At 64.1% G+C, this 20,385-nt stretch carries 19 protein-coding genes and 1 pseudogene; 13 read left to right on the forward strand and 7 right to left on the reverse strand.

Features of this window, described 5'->3' with window-relative positions; all coding sequences use genetic code 11:
• Positions 1-20: 20 nt before the first annotated feature.
• Entirely contained in the window at positions 21-719 is a 699-nt protein-coding gene (locus tag JTE92_RS20295) for a response regulator (protein WP_063238922.1), read from the forward strand.
• 145 nt (positions 720-864) lie between these two features.
• Positions 865-2,754 carry a potassium transporter Kup gene (locus tag JTE92_RS20300; protein WP_063238921.1) on the forward strand — a complete coding sequence of 630 codons (1,890 nt, stop codon included), beginning with the start codon at positions 865-867 and terminating at the stop codon, positions 2,752-2,754.
• Between the two features lie 298 nt (positions 2,755-3,052).
• On the opposite strand, the gene chrA is transcribed toward JTE92_RS20300, so the two are convergent.
• Positions 3,053-4,258, reverse strand: coding sequence for a chromate efflux transporter (chrA, locus tag JTE92_RS20310; RefSeq protein WP_063238920.1), 1,206 nt, complete (start codon positions 4,256-4,258; stop codon positions 3,053-3,055).
• Positions 4,259-4,379: 121 nt separating this feature from the next.
• Between chrA and JTE92_RS20315 the strand changes: the two are divergent.
• Positions 4,380-4,820: pseudogene (locus JTE92_RS20315) on the forward strand (oxidoreductase dimerization domain-containing protein); the annotation flags it as partial.
• Between the two features lie 301 nt (positions 4,821-5,121).
• On the opposite strand, the gene JTE92_RS20320 reads toward JTE92_RS20315, so the two are convergent.
• From JTE92_RS20320 to JTE92_RS20345, 6 genes are all read right to left on the reverse strand, one after another.
• A complete protein-coding gene (locus tag JTE92_RS20320; protein ID WP_063238918.1) occupies positions 5,122-5,799 on the reverse strand; it encodes a c-type cytochrome in 678 nt (225 codons plus the stop codon).
• Between the two features lie 553 nt (positions 5,800-6,352).
• Positions 6,353-6,700, reverse strand: a complete 348-nt coding sequence (locus JTE92_RS20325; protein ID WP_063238917.1) for a copper-binding protein — start codon at positions 6,698-6,700, stop codon at positions 6,353-6,355.
• On the reverse strand, positions 6,697-9,867 hold the full coding sequence (locus tag JTE92_RS20330; protein ID WP_063238916.1) for an efflux RND transporter permease subunit: 3,171 nt from the start codon (positions 9,865-9,867) through the stop codon (positions 6,697-6,699). The genes JTE92_RS20325 and JTE92_RS20330 overlap by 4 nt, the downstream gene beginning before the upstream one ends.
• The gene (locus JTE92_RS20335; RefSeq protein ID WP_063238915.1) at positions 9,864-11,420 is read right to left on the reverse strand and encodes an efflux RND transporter periplasmic adaptor subunit; all 1,557 of its coding nucleotides are present in this window, start codon (positions 11,418-11,420) and stop codon (positions 9,864-9,866) included. Before JTE92_RS20335 ends, JTE92_RS20330 begins: the two co-directional genes overlap by 4 nt.
• Positions 11,417-12,718, reverse strand: coding sequence for a TolC family protein (locus JTE92_RS20340; protein WP_063238914.1), 1,302 nt, complete (start codon positions 12,716-12,718; stop codon positions 11,417-11,419). The genes JTE92_RS20335 and JTE92_RS20340 overlap by 4 nt, the downstream gene beginning before the upstream one ends.
• A gap of 70 nt (positions 12,719-12,788) precedes the next feature.
• Positions 12,789-13,190 carry a hypothetical protein gene (locus JTE92_RS20345; protein WP_063238913.1) on the reverse strand — a complete coding sequence of 134 codons (402 nt, stop codon included), beginning with the start codon at positions 13,188-13,190 and terminating at the stop codon, positions 12,789-12,791.
• Between the two features lie 255 nt (positions 13,191-13,445).
• On the opposite strand from JTE92_RS20345, the gene cueR reads away from it, so the two are divergent.
• The 10 genes from cueR to JTE92_RS20390 all read left to right on the forward strand — a co-directional run bounded on the left by cueR (position 13,446) and on the right by JTE92_RS20390 (position 20,192).
• Positions 13,446-13,874, forward strand: a complete 429-nt coding sequence (gene cueR, locus JTE92_RS20350) for a Cu(I)-responsive transcriptional regulator (protein ID WP_063238912.1) — start codon at positions 13,446-13,448, stop codon at positions 13,872-13,874.
• Between the two features lie 140 nt (positions 13,875-14,014).
• Complete coding sequence (locus JTE92_RS20355) at positions 14,015-16,306, forward strand: heavy metal translocating P-type ATPase (protein WP_063239056.1); 2,292 nt, start codon at positions 14,015-14,017, stop codon at positions 16,304-16,306.
• Between the two features lie 603 nt (positions 16,307-16,909).
• The gene (locus tag JTE92_RS20360) at positions 16,910-17,146 is read left to right on the forward strand and encodes a hypothetical protein (protein WP_084254564.1); all 237 of its coding nucleotides are present in this window, start codon (positions 16,910-16,912) and stop codon (positions 17,144-17,146) included.
• A gap of 153 nt (positions 17,147-17,299) precedes the next feature.
• A complete protein-coding gene (locus tag JTE92_RS20365) occupies positions 17,300-17,602 on the forward strand; it encodes a hypothetical protein (RefSeq protein WP_063239055.1) in 303 nt (100 codons plus the stop codon).
• Positions 17,603-17,644: 42 nt separating this feature from the next.
• Positions 17,645-17,974: a DUF2933 domain-containing protein gene (locus JTE92_RS20370; protein ID WP_084254563.1), complete on the forward strand. Its 330-nt coding sequence runs from the start codon at positions 17,645-17,647 to the stop codon at positions 17,972-17,974.
• 3 nt (positions 17,975-17,977) lie between these two features.
• Positions 17,978-18,106, forward strand: a complete 129-nt coding sequence (locus JTE92_RS30670; RefSeq protein WP_255286405.1) for a hypothetical protein — start codon at positions 17,978-17,980, stop codon at positions 18,104-18,106.
• Positions 18,107-18,234: 128 nt separating this feature from the next.
• On the forward strand, positions 18,235-18,426 hold the full coding sequence (locus JTE92_RS20375) for a DUF2933 domain-containing protein (RefSeq protein WP_169834811.1): 192 nt from the start codon (positions 18,235-18,237) through the stop codon (positions 18,424-18,426).
• Between the two features lie 66 nt (positions 18,427-18,492).
• A complete protein-coding gene (locus JTE92_RS20380; RefSeq protein WP_232353272.1) occupies positions 18,493-19,206 on the forward strand; it encodes a methyltransferase family protein in 714 nt (237 codons plus the stop codon).
• A gap of 5 nt (positions 19,207-19,211) precedes the next feature.
• Entirely contained in the window at positions 19,212-19,817 is a 606-nt protein-coding gene (petA, locus tag JTE92_RS20385) for a ubiquinol-cytochrome c reductase iron-sulfur subunit (RefSeq protein WP_063239054.1), read from the forward strand.
• 45 nt (positions 19,818-19,862) lie between these two features.
• Positions 19,863-20,192, forward strand: a complete 330-nt coding sequence (locus JTE92_RS20390) for a P-II family nitrogen regulator (protein ID WP_063238909.1) — start codon at positions 19,863-19,865, stop codon at positions 20,190-20,192.
• Positions 20,193-20,385: the final 193 nt, after the last annotated feature.

Consider the following 20,385-nt stretch of genomic DNA (forward strand, 5'->3'; position numbering starts at 1 on the left):
ATCTATTCGCCACGCGCATCATGAAATCCGCTGCCCGCCTTCTGGTCGTCGAAGACGATGCCGATATCCGCCGCTTCGTCTGCACTTCGCTGGAAGCTGAAGGCTTCAGCGTATTCGAAGCCGAAACCGCGACTCGCGCGCTGATCGAAGCCGCCAGTCGGCAACCCGAGTTGTTCATCGTCGATCTCGGCTTGCCCGACCGCGATGGACGCGAACTCATCGCTGAACTGCGCGGCTGGACCCTGGCCCCCATCATTGTGCTGTCGGCCCGTGACCGCGAGGAGGAGAAGGTGGCAGCGCTGGATGCGGGCGCCGACGACTACCTGGTGAAGCCCTTTGGCGTGCCGGAACTGCTGGCCCGGGTCAGGGCACAGTTGCGTCGCAGCGCCGTCGTGGCTGGTGCCGATCACGCCAAAGTCGTGAGCTTTGGCGAAGTCACGGTCGACCTGGCCCATCGCGAAGTGACACGCCAGGGTGAACTGATACGACTGACACCCATCGAGTACCGCCTGCTGGCTGCCCTCATTAAGGGGCACGGCCGCGTGCTGACGCACCGCCGCTTGCTGGTCGAGGTGTGGGGACCGAATGCGGTGGAGCGTGCTCACTATTTGCGGATCTATATGGGCAATCTGCGGCAAAAGCTGGAAGTCGATCCGGCAAAGCCGCGTCACTTGCTTACGGAACTGGGGGTGGGGTATAGGCTGATTGGCCTGAACTGAGTCATGAACCCAAGCGGGCAGCGAAATCCGTCTACGAAGCCACGTCACTGCGGTGCGGTCGTGGCTTCGCAAGGGGCCTGAGCAGCTCAGAACATATCAACGATCAGGAGGAGCAGTCGTGGATTCTCATGCCAATAACCTCGTAATGCCAGGCAACTCGCATCTGCAGCAATCCCGTGCCGCCCTGACGCTGGCAGCACTGGGTGTTGTCTACGGTGACATCGGCACCAGCCCTCTTTATGCGGTCAAGGAAACCTTCAATCCCGCTCACGGGATCGCTCCGCTCCCCGAGAACATACTTGGCGGCATTTCGGCTATCTTCTGGGCGCTGATGGTGGTCGTCTCCCTCAAGTATGTGATACTCATCATGCGGGCGAACAATAAAGGGGAAGGCGGCATCATGGCACTGCTCGCACTTGCCTTGTCATCCGTGAAGAAGACGGGGCGCTCATCCGCCCCGATCCTGCTCGTCGGCTTGTTCGGCGCTTCGCTCTTCTACGGTGACGCCGTGCTGACGCCTGCCATCTCGGTACTTTCTGCAGTCGAAGGCATCGAGGTGGGGACTAAGGTTCTCAAGCCTTATGTCCTGCCGATATCCGTGGGGGTGTTGATCGCGCTGTTCCTGTTCCAGCGGCATGGCACAGCGACAATCGGTGCCCTGTTCGGTCCGATTACGGTATTGTGGTTCCTCGCCCTGGCCGCGGCGGGCATCTACGGCATTGTCCAACATCCTGCCGTCCTGGGCGCGCTCAACCCGCTGCATGCATTCGGTTTCGTCACGCAGCACGGGTTCGCCTCGTTCGCGGTGCTGGGGGCGGTGCTGCTCGCGTTCACCGGTGCCGAAGCGCTATACGCCGACATGGGGCATTTCGGCAGTGGCCCGATCCGATTGGCATGGTTCGGGCTGGTTTTCCCGGCCCTTATGCTCAACTACCTGGGGCAGGGCGCGTTGCTCATCGTCAATGCAAAGGCGATCGAGAACCCCTTCTACCTGCTCTTTCCGTCGTGGGCTCTGTATCCGATGGTCGCACTCGCGACTGCGGCAACGGTGATTGCTTCGCAGGCCACGATATCCGGTGCCTATTCGCTTACCAAGCAGGCAATCCAGTTGGGCTATCTGCCCCGCATGAACGTGGTGCAAACCTCGGAGAAGGCAATTGGGCAGATCTACATACCGAGTCTCAACGGGATTCTGCTCGTGGCCGTTCTTGTTGCAGTGCTTGGCTTCGGTTCATCTTCGAACCTCGCCTCGGCATACGGCGTCGCAGTGACAGGGACGATGGTAGCGACAACCCTTCTCACCTTCTTTGTGATCCACTACGGCTGGGGCTACAACCTTCTGTTAAGCATCTTCGCCACCGGTTTCTTCATTGCGGTGGACGTGGCGTTCCTGTCCTCAAGCCTGTTGAAAGTTGCCGAGGGCGGCTGGTTCCCGCTCATTGTCGGAGCCGGGATGTTCATCGTGATGATGACATGGCTGCGCGGCCGGCAAGTCCTGATGGCAGCGCTTCGTAGTTCCGACCTGCAGCTCAAGACGTTCCTGGATTCGCTCTTCCGTGCGCCACCGCCGCGCGTGCAAGGCACCGCCGTCTTCCTCACTGCGACGCCCGATGTGGTGCCACACGCGCTGATGCATAACCTCAATCACAACAAAGTGCTGCACGAGCGCGTTCTGTTCCTTACCGTAACGATGAAGGACGTGCCTTGGGTGCCTTTGAGCGAGTGCGCCTCCGTCGAATCGCTCGGGCATGACTGCTATCGGATCACACTGCGCTTCGGTTTTATGGACCAGCCGGACGTCTCGCAAGCGCTTAATGCTCAGCTCCGAGAGTCTGGCCTGGCGTTCGACATGATGGACACCTCGTTCTTCCTGAGCCGAGAGACCATCATCCCGGTGGCCACCGTCTCCAGTGGTATGGCGCCTTGGCGTGAGGGCCTGTTCGCCACGATGAGCCGAAACGCTAGCAATGCGGCCGATTACTTCAACATACCGGCAAATCGCGTGATCGAGATTGGTACGCAGATCCAAATCTAGATCTTGGCGTGCTTAGAAGATTGATTGCTTGACGCGCATGTAGGCCGGTCGGCTATTGGCCATCGGTTCCGATGAGGCGTCGTCCGCAACGCGCCGTGCCCTGGTGGCGGGAGGTGAGTACCCTTTCTTTTCCAACCCGTGCAACATGGGGTACAAGCGTCCCAGCACTCATCTCGTAGCCGTGATGCCGAAGTTCTTCGATAATGCCAAGTCCGAAGACGGGGCCCTCGGCTGCGTGGTGAAAGATATGCAAACGGATCAAGGCGCCGTAGAGGTCTTAGTCGGTCATTCTCCGGCCTCACAGGGGCACACTCAGCAGCCATCCCGCCGCGCCGCTGCCCACGACCACCAGCCACGGTGGGAGCTTCCAGAACATCAGGGCAACCAGCGCCATCAACGCGAGGCCAAAATCGTGCGGCTGATGTACGGCGGTCGTCCATACTGGCTGATAGAGCGCCGCCAGTAGCAGCCCGACCACCGCCGCATTGACCCCGGACAAGGCAGCTTGCGTTCGTACATTGCGGCGAAGCTGCTCCCAGAACGGCAATGCGCCGACGACCAGCAGGAAAGACGGTGCGAAGATCGACAGCAGGCAGACCATGCCGCCAACCCAGCCCGAGGGGGGCGTGCTCATGGAGGCGCCGAGGAACGCAGCGAACGTGAACAAGGGTCCGGGCACCGCCTGCGCGGCGCCGTATCCAGCAAGAAAGGCTTCATTGCTGACCCAGTCGGACGGAACGACTTCGGCCTGCAGGAGCGGCAGCACGACGTGGCCGCCGCCGAAAACCAGCGACCCGGAACGGAAAAAGGCATCCACCATCGCCAGCGTATGACCGGGCGTCAGCTTCGCCAGGGCCGGCAGGCCGGCCAGCAGGACAAGAAACAGCAATAACCAGATCGTGCCGGCACGGCGGCTGACCGCGATCGGCAACGGATCATGCGCGGCGGCCTGCGGCGACTGGAACAGCAGTAGGCCCGCAATGCCGGCGGCCGCGATCACGCCGACCTGGCCCCAGGCCGACGGCACCAGCAGGACAATGCAGGCGGCAATCGCCATGAGGGTGACACGCAGAGCATCCGTACACAGGTTGCGCGCCATGCCCCACACCGCTTGGGCGACCACGGCAACCGCAACCAGCTTCAGGCCGTGCAGCACGCCGGGCGAGATGACATCGCCATAGCTCGAAACGCCCAACGCGAACAGGATCAGGGCGATGGCCGAAGGCAGCGTAAAGCCCGTCCAGGCCGCCACGGCACCAGCGTACCCGGACCGGGACAGTCCCAGGGCCATGCCGACCTGGCTGCTGGCGGGCCCCGGCAAGAACTGGCAGAGCGCAACCAGATCCGCATAGCTGCGCTCGGAAAGCCACTGCCGCCGCGCGACGAACTCGTCGCGAAAATATCCCAGGTGCGCGATGGGGCCGCCGAAAGAAGTGAGGCCAAGCCGCAGAAAAATGAGAAAGATCGTCCAGGGGCGGCGGTCGTCGGTACGCGTGTCAATCATGCCTGTTGAATAAGCTAAGCGAAATTCGATAACGAAACTCGATTATATGGACCTCTACCGACACTTGCGCGCTCACCCTGTACAGGAGGGTCGGCCGGAATTCGTTTTACGTGGCGGCGGCGCCAGCACCCGCGCGGCGATCAACATGACCGGCGGCGATGCCGCGCTCGATCTGAGCGCGGTGCCGGCGGTGGTGTTCATCGACCCGCAGGTCGCCACCGTGGGCTACAGCGAGGCGCAAGCGCACCACGACGGCATCGAGACCGATAGCCGGCTGCTGACGCACGACAACGTGCCGCGCGCGCTGGCCAACTTCGACACGCGCGGCTTCATCAAGCTGGTCGCCGAGGCGGGATCGGAACGCTTGATTGGCGTGCAGGCGGTGGCGCCAGAAGCGGGGGAACTGATCCAGACGGCGGCGTTGGCGATCCGGGCGCGGATGAGTGTACGGGAACTGGCCGATCAGCTGTTCCCGTACCTGACCATGGTTGAGGGGCTGAAGCTCGCGGCGCAGACCTTCGCCAAGGATGTGAAGCAGCTGTCTTGCTGTGCGGGGCGGTGAGGAAAAGCCAATCCTTGTGGCGTCAATGCCGTAAGGTACGACTGCGCGGAAGGTGCCCACTCCTATGCGGGATAGGCCACGCAGCACGCGATGCGAGAACGTTCGTGCTGGTGCCGGTCCGTTAAGTGCAGCAGGATTCAAAGCGGCAAGCAGAAGCCCGCCTGATCGGGAGAGATAGCGCCGCCGAACAGAGATTTCTGGTCGGCCGCGACGGGGATGTCATTGGTTCGGCGACGACGCATTGATCCTCCCCTCGTCATGCGATCCTTGGCAGCCGGATGCAGGGGGACATTCCCGTTTCTCATGGGCACTGCCGTTGGAGGAAGGGAGAGATCTCCTCGGGGCGCGCGAAGACCACTGTGGCGCGGTCGCCTTGCATGCCGGTGCCGATCAGCGCCGGCCCGCCGGCGGGCGGCCCGTCAGGGCTGCCATCCGTCTTGAAGCGCAGGTTGAACTCCCAGAAGATGTGGGTCTTACGATCGGCGGTGGTGACCCGGTACGCGTCGCCACAGTAGCGGATCATGGTGACCCGCGAAACCGGGTCCAGCTCCCGCAAGCTTGGCAATCCGCCGTCTTCGGGTGCTGACACGCGACCTGCAGAAATTGCCTCGATGTAGGAAACCAGACCGGCTCGGGTGCGCGCGTCGGGAATTCCGGGAAAGCCCATCGCGTTGCCTGGCACTAGCGCTGCGGGGTTTTTCAGCCACGCATCCAAGTTTTTTCTGTCCCACACCAGGCCTGAACGCCTCAAGGCATCCGAGTAGCGTGCGAATCCGTCGACAGTACCGGCCTTGCGACCCCAGACATGAGCCAGGCTGGGCCCTGTCATGTGGCGCCCTGGTGCAAACGAATGGCAGGCCATACACGCCCGTGCGGCTTGCGCGCCGCGCATGATATCGTCTTCGGCGCGCACTGGCGCGCTGAGCGCCAGGGTGGTCAAGGCGGTCGCGATCGCATTTCGGCAACATTGTCGAATCATTGGACGGCTCCTTCGATATGTAGAGGGCGTCAGCACGATCGCCGCCTTGCGAGGCCTTTCGAACTCATTTCGCCGCGGCGAGCGTCTCCGGCTTGCCAATGTTGCCGCGCCACCGACGCTCTCCCAATTGAGGCCCTTACTACGAAGGGGGCCTTTTTCGCGTCTTTCCCGGCTTGCGACCACTCTTGCGCGAGCGAGTAACATGGCTGCGGCCGCGCGAGCGGCCTGCGCCATACCGACGCCTGAGATACCAGGCAAACAGGCATATCGCGACAAGCGTCAATGCCAGGCTGATCAGGACCGCCTCAATGACATCACGGGGGAGATGGAAAGGAGGCATTCAGTTGATGGTCAGGTGCTCCGATCCGCTGACGAATTCAAGTCGGCTTGGCTGTTCTCGATCAGTCAGTCTGGAAGGGAAATAGGCGGATCGCACGACGACAGCCTTCTTCGCCGACTTTGGCGCCTCGACGCGAACATACTCAGACTCCCGCTGGCGGTTGAGCCGCATGGCGTGCCCGCCGCTCCAGGCGGCGGGCAGATGCTCAAATGCCTACTTGTGACGCATTTCCACGACGGTCGGCTTGCCGTCGACTTTGTCGAACGTGGCCAGGACTGAATCGCCTTCCTTGAAAGTCTTCAGCGCGGCGCGGTCCTTCACCGGGAACGCCATGGTCATGGCGGCCATGCCGAGGTTCTCGATTGGGCCGTGCTTGAGTGTGACCTTGCCTGTCGGCGCGTCGATCTTCTTGATCTCGGCCGCAACGGGTTGCGGGGACTGTTGCGATGCTGGCGATGGGGCAGACGGTTTCATGTCCATGCCGTTCATCGAGCCCGCCGCGAAGGCGACCGGGGCGGCAACGATGGCTAGCGCGAGGGTGAGCGTCTTGACGTGTTTCATGGTGCGTCTCCTTGAAGTGAGGGTTGGGTTGAAATGGGGGAGGACTTTGTCTGGCGTCGGCGTATCAGCAGGTACACCGCCGGCACAACAAACAGGGAGAGCAACGGTGCGGTCACCATGCCGCCGACCATCGGGGCGGCGATGCGCTGCATGACCTCCGATCCGGTGCCGTGCGACCACATGATGGGAACCAGCCCGGCCAGAATGACCGCGACCGTCATGGCCTTGGGACGCACGCGTAGCACCGCGCCTTCCTGGATGGCGTCGAGCAGCGCGGACAGGCTGGCTTCACCTCGGTCCTCGCGTTCGCTCCACGCCTGCTTCAGGTAGAGCAGCATGATGACGCCGAACTCGGCCGCCACGCCGGCGAGCGCGATGAAGCCGACGACCCCCGCCACCGAGAGGTTGTAGCCCAGCAGATAGAGCAGCCAGAATCCGCCGATGAGCGCCAGCGGCAGCGTGCCCATGATCAGCAGCGCCTCGTCCAGGCGGCCGAACACCAGGTAGAGCAACACGAAGATGATAAGTAATGTGAAGGGCACCACCACCTTCAGCTTCGCCGTGGCCCGCTCCAGGTACTCGAACTGCCCCGACCAGCTGAGGGAATAGCCGGCCGGCATTGGCACCGCCTTGGCCACGGCGGCCTGCATGTCGTGGACGGCCGAGCGCAGGTCGCGCCCGCGAATGTCCACATACACCCAGCCGGACAGGCGGGCGTTTTCGCTGCGTAGCATCGGCGGGCCCTGTACCACCTGGATGCGCGCCACATCGGACAGGACGATTTGCTGGCCCCTGTCGGTGACAATCGGGAGGCTGCGCAGTTGTTCCACCGAGTCGCGGTAGTCGCGGGGATAACGGACATTGATGGGAAAGCGCGCCAGCCCGTCGACCACTTCCCCGACGTTGTCGCCGCCGATGGCCGAGGACACGATGCTCTGGACATCCTCAATGTTGAGCCCGTACCGCCCGGCCGCCATGCGGTCGATGTCGACATCGACGTAGCGCCCGCCGGACAGGCGCTCGGCAAGGGCGGACGTGACGCCCGGCACCGTCTTGACGGCTTCCTCGATGCGCGTGGCCAGCCGATCGATCTCCTTCAGGTCCGTGCCCGCCACCTTGATACCGACCGGGCTCTTGATGCCAGTGGCGAGCATGTCGATGCGGTTGCGGATCGGGGGCACCCAGATGTTGGACAGGCCGGGCACCTTCACCACGCGGTCGAGCTCTTCCACCAGCTTGTCAGTCGTCATGCCGGGACGCCACTGGTCGCGCGGCTTGAACTGGATGGTGGTCTCGAACATCTCGATCGGCGCTGGGTCGGTCGCGGTGTCGGCGCGGCCGGCTTTGCCGAACACAGTGGCCACCTCCGGCACGGTCTTGATCAGGCGGTCGGTCTGCTGCAGCAGCTGCGCCGCCTTGCCGGCGGACAGCCCCGGCAGTGCCGACGGCATATACAGCAGGTCACCCTCATCAAGGGGCGGCATGAACTCGCCACCGATCCGCATGATCGGCCAGGCAGTCGCGACCAGCAGAATTGCCGCAATCGCCACGGTGGTCTTCGGCCAGGCGAGCACCCTGGCCAGCACCGGCTGATAGGCGCGAATCAGCCAGCGGCTTAGCGGATTGGACCGCTCTGAGGGAATCTTCCCGCGGATCATGTAGCCCATCAGGACCGGCACCAGGGTGACGGACAGCCCCGCCGCCGCGGCCATGGAGTAGGTCTTGGTGAACGCCAGCGGCGAGAACAGCCGACCCTCCTGCGCCTCCAGCGTGAACACCGGGATGAACGACAGCGTGATGATCAGCAGCGAGAAGAACAGTGCCGGCCCAACCTCGGCCGCCGACTCGCCAATCACGCTCCAGCGCTCGTGCCCGGTCAGTTCCCGCCCGGGATTGTCCGCATGCCAGTGTTCCAGATGCTTGTGCGCGTTCTCGATCATGACGACCGCGGCATCGACCATGGCGCCGATGGCAATGGCGATGCCGCCCAGCGACATGATGTTGGCGTTGACGCCCTGGTAGCGCATGACCAGGAACGCCGCCAGCACGCCCAGCGGCAGCGAAACGATGGCCACCAGGGCCGAGCGCAGGTGGAACAGGAAGACCAGGCAGACCAGCGCGACGACGATGAATTCTTCGATCAGCTTGTGCGTGAGGTTCTCCACCGCCCGGTTGATCAGCGCGGAGCGATCATAGGTGGTGACGATCTCGACGCCGGCCGGCAGGCTCTTCTGCAGCGAGGCGAGCCTGGCCTTGACCGCGTCGATGGTCTCCAGCGCGTTCTTGCCTGAGCGCATCACGATGACACCGCCGGCCACTTCTCCCTGGCCGTCGAGTTCGGCGATGCCGCGTCGCATCTCGGGACCAAGCTGGACCGTGGCGACATCGCCCAGTCGCACCGGAATGCCGGCATCGCTGGTCACCAGCGGGATCTGCCGGAAATCATCGAGCGTCCTCAGATACCCGCTGGCGCGGACCATGTATTCGGCCTCACCCAGCTCCAGCACCGAGCCGCCGGTTTCCTGATTGGCGCCCTTGAGCGCCGTCAGCACCTTGGCCTGTGACAGGTTGTAGGCGCGCAGCCTATCCGGCATCAGGACGACCTGGAACTGCTTCACCATCCCGCCCAGCGAGGCGACCTCGGCAACATTGGGCAGCGACTTCAGCTCGAAGCGCAGGAACCAGTCCTGCAGCGCGCGCAGCTGACTGAGGTCGTGCCGGCCGGTCTTGTCCACGAGCGTGTACTCGTAGATCCAGCCGACGCCGGTGGCATCCGGCCCCAGCGCTGGCTTGGCGGCGGCGGGCAGGCGGGATTGCACCTGGTTCAGGTATTCGAGCACCCGGGAGCGCGCCCAGTACAGGTCCGTGCCATCCTCGAACAGCACGTAGACAAACGAGTCGCCGAAGAACGAGTAGCCCCGTACCGTCTTGGCGCCCGGCACGGACAGCATGGTGGTGGTGAGGGGATACGTGACCTGGTTCTCGACAATCTGCGGCGCCTGGCCGGGGAACGGCGTGCGGATAATCACCTGCACATCGGACAGGTCCGGCAAGGCATCGAGCGGCGTGCTGCGCACGGCCCACAGTCCCCATGCGGTCAGCATGACCGTGGCCAGCAGGACCAGGAAGCGGTTGCGGATGGAGGCGAGAATGAGCCGGGCGATCATGGCTTGGCTCCCGGGGCGCTGGCAGCGGGCTCGACCGAGGACAGGATCGCCATGCCGTCGCTGTTCAGGTGGAAGCGGAAGCGGATGCGGTCACCGGGCTTGAGCCCTTTGGGCAGGCCGGCAGGCGGCGCGGCGAAATCCATGGTCATCGCGCCCCATTGTGCCGAGGGGATGGGGCCATGCGAGATCGTCAGGCCCCCGCCGGTCACGGCCTCGACGCGCCCGACGCCCTCATGCTCGGGCGCAGCCGCAGCCGCAGCCGGGGCAGAGGCCGCCGGCGTGGCGCTCATGCGCTCGGCGGTGCCCCGCAGGCTGGCCTCCGAATCGATCAGGAACTGCCCGGAGGTGACCACTTTCTGCCCGGCCTTCAGTCCGTCGAGCACCTCGACCATGCCCGCGGCCTCGCGCCCGGTCTTGACTTCCGTTGCCACGAAGCCCGCCTTGCCCGCATCCACCATGACGATGCTGCGCTGGCCGGTACGGATGACGGACTCCACCGGAATCAGCAGCGCCTCCTTCTGATCGCCGCTGTCAAACCGGACCGTCGCGAACATGCCCGGCAACAGGCGCCTGCCCTTGTTGGCCAGGACGATGCGGACCTTGATCGTTCGCGTCGCCGGATTGACGTCGGGCAGGACGGTATCGATCTTGCCAACCAACGGCTCGGGCGCGCCGGTCGGCAATACCTTGACCGCCACGCCGGGAGCGATGGCACGGGTCTGCCCCTCCGGTACCTCGGCTATCACCCAGACCTGGCTCAGGTCGGCCAGGCGGAACAGGGTCATGCCGGGCGAAACGGTCATGCCCTCACGGACCGCAACCTCGGTCACGAGGCCGTCGACCGGACTCACGATGCCAAGATGGGGCTGGAGCTTGCCGGATGACTCGACCGCGCTGACCTGGCCCGGCGTCATGCCAGCCTGCAGCATGCGGGCCCTTGCTGCGCCGCGCAGGTCGGTATGTTCACCCGCGGCCAGGCGGGACACGGCGAGATATTCCTCCTGCGCGGCCACCCAGTCGGGCGAGTACAGGGTCACCAGCGCTTGTCCGCGCCGGACGGGGTCAAGCGTCGCCTTGACCGCGACATGCTGGACGAAGGCGTTGGTTCGTGCCTGGATCACCTGGACGCTGCGTTCGTCGATGGCGACATTGCCCGGTGCCTCCAGCACCGGGCTCATTCGGCTCGGCTTGACCTCAGCTGTGCGGATGCCCAGGTTCTGCGCAACACGACTATCGACCGTGACGCCGCTGCCGCTGCCGCTGCCATCCCCGTCCGCATAGACCGGCACGAGCTGCATGTCCATGAAGGGGGACTTCCCGGGCTTGTCGAAGCGCTGCCCGGGCACCATCGGGTCATGCCAGTACAGGATCTTCTTGCCCGTCTTCGGGTCGGTGTCGCCCGCCTTGAGCGCAGCTTGCGCGCCGGGCGATGCCGACGATTGCGACGACTGCGCCGATTGTGTGCCCCGCGTGACGCCAAAGCGGTAGGCGCCATAGAGGGCGGCACCAACGAGAACGAGGACTGCCGCCGTGGCGATAATGTGCTTTCTCATTGGAATTCCTTGATGGCGGGCTCGGTCTGCGCGGTGGGCAGCGGGACCAGAAACGTCAGGTCCGCCCATAGCTTCGCGGTTTTGGCTTCGAGTGCCAGCCGCTCAAGCTTCGTGTCGATGACGCGATGGTTGGCCTCGGCGACCGCCAGCAGCGATCCGGTGTTGGCCCGGTAAGCGGTCAGGGCCGCCTCCGCCTGGATGGTGGCGAGCGGCAAGGTTTTCTCGTCGTAGCGTTGGAGCCGATCCCGGTTGCGTTGCAACTCGGCCAGCCTGGCCCCGACCATGGTCTGCGTATTGCGCCGGATGATTTCAGACTTGGCCCGCGCCTCCTGCGCCTGGGCCAGCTTGGCAGCGACTTCACGGTCCTGACGATTGGGCTGATCCCACGGCACGGGAAAGCTGACGTTCACAGAACCCATGTTGGAATATGCGGAGCCGCGCTGGCTGTACATCAGTTCGACGGTGACATCCGGCCTCTTGGTTTCGATGGCAGCCCGGATCTCCGCCTCCGCCCGGGCCACCTCGCGCTGCGCGGCCGCCAGCTCCGGCACCGCGTCGAACTGGCCTTGTGCCAGCTGCTTGACCTGCTGGGACACGTCGAGACGCGGGCGTTCGGAGAGCGGGCGCCTGGCCGCCGGTCCGACCCAGCGCTCCAGATTGAGCGCGGCGGTCGCCGCAGCGATCCGGTTTTCGTCCTGCCGATCATGCAGCTTCTGAACCTCCAGCTCCGCTGCGAGTACGTCTGCTCGCGTGCCACGTCCGCTGCGATAGGCAGCGGTTGCCGCCTGCAGCGCCAGTTCGAGGGGATGGCCGTGATGACTGAGCAGGACGCCGGCCTGTTCGGCATACCACCGATCGAGCCAGGCACCCACGGCATTGCGTTGCACATTGGCCAGTCCGACCCCGCGCTGCGCCTCGGCTGCGGTCGCCTCGGCTTCGAATCGGGCCACCTTGGCGCGCCGCTTGGCCGAGCGCGTGAACTCCTGCATCACGCTGATGGACCGCATGGTCATGAAGTCCCGGCTGAGCGAGAACTGGTCCGGCCCGTTCACGGGGACGTTGTTGAGCCCGAGCTTGAGCACCGGATCCGGCAACTGACCGGCGGCAACCGCCATCTGCACGGCCGCCTCGACGGCACCGCGCGAGGATTCGGCATCGCCGGCGTGAGTGGTCGCGAGCGCGACGGTTTCCTCAAGGGAAAGAGAAGGAGCGGATTGCGCAGCCGCGGCATGCGGCACCGCCAGGCCAATAGCGGGCGCGCAAAGCAGCGCCAGCGTCAGGCGACGTGGAAAAAGCATAAAGCCTCCATGAGCGACGACAGCTACCCGAGTCTAGGCGGGCAGCACGAAATCGACGTCGATCCGGAGGCTACGTTTGAAAACTGCAGTGAAGAATGTTCAGGGGCGGTGGGCCACGCGCCTCTACCTCCGCGCGCAGCGCGATGCGGACCTCGGCCAGGAGCACGCGCGTCGGTTCAACGACGCGCATCAGCACCGGCAGAAATGCCGGCAGCTGTGGCGAGACATGGTCGGCACTCTTGGAATCGGCCTGGCAATGCGCCAGGCAGAGGGCACTCTGGTCAGCGCCCTGGTCGTCACCGTGCGCCGCCATGTCGGCACAGGATTCGGTCAATGCCGCCTTCGTGCCGCCGCCTTCCATCTGGTAGCGGCTGCCGGTACAGGCGTACGCGGCCGCTGCCAGTTGAACTGCCAGGAACACAATGAGCAGGAGGCCGGCGAGCCAAGGGTGCCGGCGGCGTGTGTGACGCAAGAGTGCTTTTCGGTGGAATGACAGTCGGAAGGATACTGTTTTTTGCTTGGAATGCAACCTGTCCAATTGGCGTAGGCGTTCCTCGCCACGCCCGGCATTGACCGACGCAGGTTTCGTCAAATCGTGTGCTTGACCTTCCCATGGGGGCAAGGTCTATCGTGAACTTATCGAGATCCGGCCTGCGCCTGCGACCCTCCAGGCGATCCAAGGTTAGCACGTTGGCGGGAAACGACTCGATGAGGCGAAGGGGCACACATGAATATCGGGCAAGCCGCCAGCGTATCTGGCGTCTCGGCCAAAATGATCCGCTATTACGAACGTATCGGCTTGGTGACTTCTGCGGCGCGCAGCGCCGGAAACTACCGAAAATATGGCGAAGCAGACATCCATACGCTGCGCTTCATCGGACGCGCCCGGGCGATGGGCTTCTCGATGGCCCAGATTCGAGAGCTGCTTGGACTGTGGCAGAACAAGCGGCGCGCGAGCGCAACGGTGAAGGCGATCGCTAAACAGCGGATTCAGGAACTGGACGCCCGAATCGCCGCGCTCTCCGGCATGCGTGACACGCTGCTGTACTTGTCGCGGCATTGCGAAGGCGACGATCGCCCCGCCTGTCCGATCCTCGATGAAATCAGCCGTGCAACTCAGCCACAACTGTTGGTGGCGCAAGCAACGAGGCATTGATGAATACGAGCGATCGGCAATGGCACGCAGAGGCCATGGCCGCTGCGCGGGACGACATGCAGGCTCACTGCGGGCACGGCACCGCGAACGAGCACGCGCCAGATCAACGGGACCAGCGCGTCTCTGCCAACGGCTCGCCCATGCCTGAGGCCAGTGCGCGCGATCCTGTGTGCGGCATGACAGTCAAACGTGATGTGCCATACCAGGCGAGCTACGCCGGGGCACAGTATTTCTTTTGCAGTAGCGCCTGCAAGCAGCGGTTTGAGGCCGACCCAACGCGCTATGTCGAGGAACAAAGCGAATCGGCACCCGACGAAGGCGAAGCAGCGTCGGGCACCACCTACACGTGCCCGATGCACCCCGAAATCCGCCAGGATCGTCCCGGCACCTGCCCAAAGTGCGGCATGGCGCTGGAACCGGTCATGCCGAGTCTCGAGGACGACCAGAATCCCGAGCTCGCCGCGTTTCGCCATCGCTTCTGGTGGACCCTGCCGCTGACGGTTGCTGTCGTGCTGCTCGCGATGCTGGGGGACCGCCTCGGGGTCCTGGAACCGGCAACGCAAAGCTGGCTGGAACTCGCCTTGTCCGCGCCCGTGGTGCTGTGGGCGGGATTCCCGATCTACGCCCGCTGCCTGCAGTCGTTCCGAAACCGCAGCCCGAACATGTGGACGCTGATCGGCCTGGGTACTGGGGCGGCGTTCATGTACAGCGTCGCGGCCACCGTATCGCCGGAGCTCTTTCCCCGCACCTTTGTCATGCATGGCCGCATCGCCGTCTACTTCGAAGCTGCGGCCGTCATCATTTCGCTGACCTTGCTCGGTCAGATCTTTGAATTGCGGGCGCGCTCGCAGACGTCGGCGGCCATCAAGTCGCTGCTCGGCCTGGCTCCCAAGACGGCGCGCCGCCTCAATCCGGACGGCAGTGAGGACGATATCCCGCTGACGCACGTGCATGTCGGTGATCTGCTGCGGATTCGCCCGGGCGAGAAGGTACCCACCGATGGCGCCGTGACCGAAGGGGCCAGCGCCATCGATGAATCGATGATCACCGGTGAGCCCTTGCCAGTTTCCAAGCGCGTCGGCGATCACGTGATCGGCGCCACCATCAACACCTCGGGTAGCCTGGTGATGCGCTCGGAAAAGGTTGGCGCCCAGACGGTACTGTCGCAGATCGTGCAGATGGTGGCCCAGGCGCAGCGTTCCAAGGCGCCCATGCAGCGGATGGCGGACCGGGTGGCCGGCGTGTTCGTGGTGGTGGTCGTGGCCATCGCCTTGCTCACCTTCTTCGCCTGGGGCGTCTTCGGCCCTGAGCCGAGCTGGGTCTTTGGCCTGGTCAATGCGGTGGCGGTGCTGATCATTGCCTGTCCCTGCGCGCTGGGGCTTGCCACCCCGATGTCGATCATGGTGGCCAGCGGGAACGGCGCGACCAAGGGCATCCTGTTCCGGGATGCGGCGGCCATCGAGCACTTCCGCAAGGTCGACACCCTTATCGTCGACAAGACGGGCACCCTGACCGAAGGGCGTCCGAGCTTCGAACGGGCGTTTGGCGTCGATCCGTTTGATGAGACCGAAGTGCTCCGCCTGGCGGCGAGCCTCGACCAGGGCAGCGAGCATCCGCTGGCGGCGACCCTCGTCAGCGCCGCGCGTGAGCGCGGCCTGGCCGTGGCGAAGGCGCAGGAGTTCGCCTCGGACACAGGGATGGGGGTACGCGGCCGCGTCGATGGCTATCAGCTCGTGCTGGGCAATACCGCCCTGATGCACCAGGACCAGATCAAGGTCGAAGCCCTGGCGGCGCAGGCGGATACCCTCCGGCAGCAAGGCGCCAGTGTCATGTATCTGGCGGTGGATCGGAAATTGGCCGGGGTGCTTGCGGTCTCCGACCCCGTTAAGACCAGTACGCCCGAAGCGCTGGCGACGCTCAGGCAAACCGGAGTGCGCGTGGTGATGGCCACTGGTGATGGCGTTGTCACAGCCAGGGCGGTGGCCGGGCGCCTTGGCATCGACGAGTTCCACGGCGAGGTCAAGCCGGCCGACAAGCTGGCGCTCGTCGAGAAACTGCAAGCGGAAGGCCGCGTGGTCGCGATGGCCGGCGACGGCATCAACGACGCCCCGGCATTGGCCAAAGCCGACGTGGGCGTCGCCATGGGCACCGGTACCGATGTGGCGATGCACAGCGCCCAGATGACCCTCGTCAAGGGCGATTTGCGCGGCATCGCCCGCGCCCGCGAACTGTCCGAAGCCACTATCGCCAACATGCGGCAGAACCTGGGCTTCGCCTTCGTCTACAACGCGCTGGGCATCCCGCTGGCGGCGGGGCTGCTGTACCCGTTCACCGGCTGGCTGCTGTCGCCAATGATCGCGGCACTGGCCATGAGCCTGAGTTCGGTCTCGGTGATTTCCAACGCGCTACGGCTGAGGCGCCGTGTGGCCTAATTATTGGAAATTACGAGTGATGCGACTCGACCAACCCGTGCCCGTCTCGCCTTGCCGCCCAATATGGGCAGGGCTAGACTGAAAACCAGTCACTGGCTTGATGTATGAAGCGTAGTCATAGCCCATTCGCCCGCTTGCTTGCGCTGCTGTTGTTGGCGACGGTACTCTTTGCGCGCCTCGCAGTAGCCGGGTACCTATGCCCGCAGGAGTCCGAGGGGGCAATGGCACCGGCGGCGATGACCACCCTGGCAAGTTGCCTGGAGATGGACCACGCGCAGCCGGCCTTGTGCGCGGACCATCAGCAGGACGGTCGGCACTGGGCCGACAGCAACGGTCACCCGGCCGATCTCGGTGCCTTGCCGACCGCGGCTGAGCTTTGGCACGTCCTCCCATCGACGCCGTACACCGTACGGCCCCTGCGGACGGCTGACAGAGCGAACCCCTCGCCTGGGCCGATCTATCTCGCGACAGCCCGCTTGCGAATCTGATCTATCCCCGCGCGTAGCCCAGTTTGGCCACGCGCACGACTTCCGTTGCACTGACTGAGCGTGGGGCGCTGCCCCCCTCGCGGCTGCGCCAAACCGAATTCTGGGGAAGATCATCATGCACTCCACTCTCAAAACTATTGTTCTTGCTTCCCTCGGCGTTGCGACCGCGCAGGCGCTCGCCGGCCCGGACTGGGACGTCATCCATCGCGCGCGCACGGCCGCGCAACATGCAACCGCGAGTGCCTCCGCCGCAAAAGAGGCACAACTGGCGCGCTGCGACGAAATGATGAAGCAGATGGATTCCGGCCCGGCAGGAAGCGGAAGCCTGAACGGTTCGCCAGAGCCCAATTGACCGAGTGCGCTTCGGCCAACCAGGCGAGGCGCACGCATCCGCGCGATCCGGCTGCGGAAGCGACTAGGTGGAGCTGGGCGGACCGGCTTCGCCAAGGCGTCCGGCGCCCGATTGGTGCGGGATCATTGCACCACCATCGATATGGAGATCGACATGAATGCGAAGTCGCTGATGGCTACAACCCTAGCCCTCGTAACGCTTGGCGCCAGCGGCTGGTCCGTGGCGGCCGGCTCAAGCCATGGTGCCGAAGGCCCCAAGGCGGGTGCACAGGACAAAGGGCACGACATGATGATGGGCCACATGATGGGTGGCGGCATGATGGGCAGTTGTCCCATGATGGGGCTGCCTCCTGGGAACGAGAAGCTCTCGATGCAAATGCACGCGGACATGATGCAGGCGATGGGCGAAATCATGCGCAAGTACGCCGACAAGATCCAGACGCCACCGACGAAGTAGGGACGCCGTTCCGATTCAAGCCTTGCCGACAGGAGTACCGCAATGCAACGCAATATGAAGACGATGGTCGCAGCCAGCATCGCCCTGCTGACGATGCTGGCGATGCTGGCTGCGGCCTATGCCGTATGGCCGCCGGTCCGTGCGCTTGTCCTGGGCATTGGCCCGTATTTGCTGCTCTCGCTCTGCCCGCTGTCGATGTGGCTGATGATGAAGAGCATGGGGGCGCACGATGATCAAGTGAGCGCGATGGCCGAGCGCCTGCCAGCGCAGAAGCCCGATCCGTTCCGTATCAAGGAGTTAACTGGACGGTCGGAGGTCGCCGGGCACGCGCTGCGGATGCGTGCCCGCGCCGCCAACGAAGATGAGAGGTAGCGCGTGAACAAGTCGTTGATATGGAGAGCCCTCCTGATCGTGTTCGCCGTCATCGGCGTGCTCGCATCCCTTGGCGCGGTCGGCATGCTCGTGCTGCATCAACGCATGATGGGCGGGTTCGGCCTTTGTTAGCCCGGGTGCGCGCGATGATGCGGCGCCTGAAGTAAACAGCCAAGAGCGTGCCATGGTGACGCAAGGGGACTCGCAATCGTGTGGAACCTTGTTGCAAGGAGGTAACGATCATGTGCAGCATCAAGACAATGATCAAGTTTGCCATCGGATTCGCCGCACTGCTTGTCGTCGGGTACGTGGTATTCCCGCAGTACCAGGGCGCCATTCGTGCCGTTGCGCCGATCCTGCTGATCCTGGCATGCCCGCTGGCGATGTACTCCGGCATGAAGGAGATGAAGCCGCGCGACGAACGCAAACCGCCACGGCCGGAGGACAAGTAAGGGGTGCGGATGCTCAGGCAACGTCTGCCTGAGCCGCCAATGACGCTACCGTTGGGGAGGCGTACTGTGAACGATATCGCTGGGTTTAGCGCGCACTACGGCCACTGGGGTCTGGTAGCGGTCGTGGTCGTCCTGGTGTCGTGGGTCTTGTTTCGATACGTGGCGCCACAAGGCTGGCGGGAATGGGCCGGGGCTGGTCTGGTTCAGGCATTCATCATCGCGCTGTACGCCGAGATGTACGGCTTCCCCCTCACGATCTACCTGCTGACGGGCTTCCTTGGGCTCGATATCCCGCGCACCGCCTACAGTGGGCACCTGTGGGCAATGCTTCTCGGCTATGGCCCGGCTGGCGCCATCATCGAGATGCTGCTCGGCGGTATCTTCATTCTCACCGGTGTTGTGCTGCTGGTCCGGGGCTGGGGTGCCGTCTATCGGGCAAGCCGCGAGGGGCGCATGGCTCAGGAGGGGCCTTACGCTGTAGTCCGCCATCCCCAGTACACCGGCATCATGCTGGCCGTGTTCGGCCACATCGTGCATTGGCCCCACTGTGATCACCGTGGCGCTGTTTCCGCTCATTGTGTTCGCCTACGTGCGTCTTGCCCGCAAGGAGGAGCGAGACATGGTGCGCCGCTTCGGGGTGGCCTACGAGGCGTATCGAACAATGGTGCCTATGTTCGTGCCGGGCCGCGGCCAATGGATCCAGCTACTCGGCACACGCGGCCACTGAGTTGTTGGCGGCCAGTCGCGTTGCTGGCCAGATGGACCCTGGATTGGAGCTAATTGCGATGAGCAATCCAACGGCAGTTTCACGGAACGCAAGCCAGCGCAGGCTACTGCTGCTGGCCACCGGCACCTTGGGTGGAGTAGGACTGGTCGGCACCATGGTGCCGTTCGTAGCGAGCATGGCGCCAAGCCAGGCCGCGCGATCACGCGGCGCACCCGTCCAGGTGAACCTCGACACGGCGGCGCCAGGGTCTCTGGTCACCATTGCCTGGCGTGGCAAGCCAGTCTGGATCTTGCACCGGACCTGGGATATGTTGGATCGTCTGGGCAGGCATGATCGCTTGCTGGCCGATCCGCTGTCCAGGGAGGCGCAGCAGCCCACCTACGCACGCAATGCGACCCGCGCGCTGCGCCCGGAGTTCTTTGTGGCGATCGGCCTCTGTACCCATCTGGGCTGCGTCCCAACCTATCGTCCCGAAGTTGGCGCTGCGGATTTGGGCGAGGACTGGCCTGGGGGATTTTTCTGTCCCTGCCATGGTTCCAAGTTCGATCTGGCCGGACGCGTGTTCCGCGCCGTTCCCGCGCCGCTCAATCTGGAGATACCGCCATATGAATACCAGAGCGAAACCCGACTGGTGGTCGGCCAGGATCTCAATGGGCCCGCCTGATCGGGGCCGCCAATCGCATGTATCGGAGTTAGCAAGGAGACTTCCATGAGCACAAGATGTGTCATCGCCATCGTTCCCTCCGAGCTGTTGGAAAGACTGGAAAAGCGGCTCGCAGCCGTCCATGCGCCCGGAATGACGGCAACGAAAGTCAAGGGGTACGGCGAGTACCGGAACTTCTACTCAAGCGACCTGACCACCGTGCACACCAAGATCGAGATCTTTGCGGAGGAAACCGACGTCGAGGCCATCACCAACGCGATCGTCGAGGTGGGAAGATCTACGGTGCCAGGCGCCGGGATCGTGGCGGTAGTCCCCGTCGAGAAGTTCTTGCATCTGCACGTTTCCCCTGGAGCGTCAGTGGATACGGCAGAATGACCCGAATCGCCTTATGCGATGGGCGCCGGCGGCGATGAGCGCCTCGGGATTGGGAGAGACACAGATCGGCCGTGGGGCCATATAACGATGCGCGTTGCACTGAGGTGCTAGGGCACGTGGCACCGGTCAGGATGCAAGTGGCTCGAACCGCGGCATTGTGTGGCCGGTAATGCAGATCCAGAGGTGGGCTATG

The organism is Cupriavidus oxalaticus (assembly GCF_016894385.1).
Classification (GTDB): Bacteria; Pseudomonadota; Gammaproteobacteria; order Burkholderiales; family Burkholderiaceae; genus Cupriavidus; species Cupriavidus oxalaticus.